This is a genomic window from Vicinamibacterales bacterium (assembly GCA_041659285.1).
Taxonomy (GTDB): domain Bacteria; phylum Acidobacteriota; class Vicinamibacteria; order Vicinamibacterales; family UBA2999; genus 12-FULL-67-14b.
This window is the reverse complement of sequence record JBAZYO010000040.1, coordinates 738-3027: the sequence shown is the minus strand read 5'-3', so window position 1 is coordinate 3027 and position 2290 is coordinate 738. Positions and strand designations below refer to the sequence as shown.

Sequence of the window (2290 nt, the reverse complement as noted above, 5' to 3'; positions counted from 1 at the left end):
ATCATCGAGCCGGTGCAGGGCGAGGGCGGCTTTCATCAGGCGCCCATCGAGCTCATGCGCGAACTGCGCCGCATCTGCGACAGGCACGGCATCGTGCTGGTCGCTGATGAGGTGCAGACCGGATACGGACGCACCGGCAAGATGTTTGCCATGGAACATTACGACGTTCAGCCCGATCTGATCTGCCTGGCAAAGAGTCTCGCCGGCGGATTTCCTCTGTCCGGCGTCGTCGGCAAAGCATCCATCATGGATGCGGCCGATCCGGGCGGCCTCGGCGGCACCTATGCGGGCAACCCGTTATCATGTGCCGCAGCACTTGCCGTACTCGACGTATTCGAACGCGAAAACCTTGTCGCGCGATCCAGTGCCATCGGTGAGCGCCTCAAGGCGCGACTCGACGCAATCCAGCGGCGAAATGATCTGCTGCCGATTTCGGCCATACGCGGCCCGGGGGCGATGATTGCTTTTGACGTGGTGAAGGAACGCGGCGGCGAGGAGCCAGATGCGGAGATGACAAAGCATGTCACCAAACGCGCCTACGAAAATGGTCTCATCCTGTTGTCATGCGGAACGACCGCCAGCACGATCCGAATCCTGGTGCCGCTGACCGCTTCAGACTCTGTCATCGATGAGGGGCTCGATGTTTTGGAGCTTGCACTTTCGGTCTGAAGTCAAGTTTTTCCCTAAACCATATCGATTATATCCAGATCAAAAGGACATCTTCCATGGCGCTTGATCCTACTCTTCGCGATAGCATCATTTCGTCTGTCGAACAGGGCTTTGCAGAGCAGATAGCGTTCACGCAGGATCTCATCCGCTTTCCATCGACGCGCGGCGCGGAGCACGCCGTGCAGGATTTTGTCTTTCGCGCGCTTCGCGACCGTGGCTACGCCATGGACCGCTTCGAGATGGATCAGGACGCCATCGAGCGGCATCGAGGCGGCGCACCGTTCACCGATGAACACTCTCGTGCGCCGATTGTTGTTGGAATTCATCGTCCGCGTGAGGAGAGCGGAAGATCGTTGATCCTGCAGGCGCATGTTGATGTGGTGCCAACAGGACCGGCAACGATGTGGACACATCCGCCATTCGATCCTGTTATCGAAGGCGATTGGCTCTATGGGCGCGGCGGCGCGGATATGAAGGTCGGTCATGCGGCCAATATTTTCGCTCTCGATGCGCTTCGCCGCATCGGTTTGCAGCCCGCGGCGACCGTTTATGTACAGTCGGTCGTCGAGGAAGAATCGACCGGAAACGGCGCGCTGATGACCCATCTACGTGGCTACAAAGCCGACGCCGTCCTAATTCCGGAACCGGAGAGTGAGAAACTGGTCCGTGCAAACGCTGGCGTACTATGGTTTCAGATCGAAGTTCGCGGTCTGCCGGTCCACGTGCGCAACATGGGATCAGGCGCTAACGCCATCGATGCCGCCTATCGCGTCATTGGTGAATTGCGCCTCCTCGAGGAGGAATGGAATGCGGAGAAAGCTGATCATCCCTACTTTGGAGACGAGCCGCATCCGCTGAACCTCAACATCGGCAAGATCGAAGGCGGCGACTGGGCGTCGTCCGTGCCGTGCTGGTGCAAGATCGATTGCCGGATCGCCATCTATCCAGGCACTTCCGCTGAGACGGCAATGCGCGAGATCAGTGGTCGCGTTGCTGGATTTGCGCGTGGCGACCGGTTCCTCTCCAATATGCCCCCGAGTGTCACCTTCAACGGGTTCCAGGCCGAAGGCTACGTGCTGGAGCCTGGCTCCGAGGCTGAAGCCGTGCTCGGGCGCGCGCACCAGGCCGCCACCGGCAAGACGCTCGAATCCTTTCTGACGCCGGCTTATCTCGATACGCGCGTCTATGCGCTCTACGATAAAATTCCAGCGCTCTGCTATGGGCCGCATTCGGAGAACATCCACGGCTTCGATGAGCGTGCGAGTATTGCTTCCCTGAAACGTATCACGACAGCAATGGCTCTCTTCATCGCCGAGTGGTGCGGCGTTGAAGCTGTAAAAGTTTAACGGTTTGGATTGACGCCGCTTTCTCTTTCTCTTTGTCTTGGTTTCTCTCTTGCCAGCCACGTTGCGGCATTGGTTGAGAAACATCCGATCAGCTCATATTTTTCAGCCCATGCCCGGATTTTTGAATCCGAAAGTCCATATCCGCTGCGGTGCTCATCCTTTGTTTCAATCCAGCTTATGTTGCTGTGCCTGGTTGTCCTTAGCCCCGGTGAAAAGACAATTTTGCGAAGATGATGCCAGCCTCGCGGTGCTGGGGCCTGTTTTCACCGCCGCCG

General features: G+C 58.0%; 2 protein-coding genes. Both read left to right on the top strand.

From position 1 onward, the window contains the following. Positions 1–669: aminotransferase class III-fold pyridoxal phosphate-dependent enzyme (locus WC815_24200; GenBank protein MFA5911892.1), on the top strand; the 669-nt coding region annotated here is incomplete at its 5' end. Positions 670–725: 56 nt separating this feature from the next. Continuing rightward, positions 726–2015 carry an ArgE/DapE family deacylase gene (locus WC815_24195; protein MFA5911891.1) on the top strand — a complete coding sequence of 430 codons (1290 nt, stop codon included), beginning with the start codon at positions 726–728 and terminating at the stop codon, positions 2013–2015. The last annotated feature ends 275 nt before the right edge of the window (positions 2016–2290 follow it).

What these genes read in the sequence shown, in the direction of transcription:
- WC815_24195 (MFA5911891.1), top strand. Translation starts at nt 726, where the DNA reads ATGGCGCTTGATCCTACTCTTCGCGATAGCATCATTTCGTCTGTCGAA.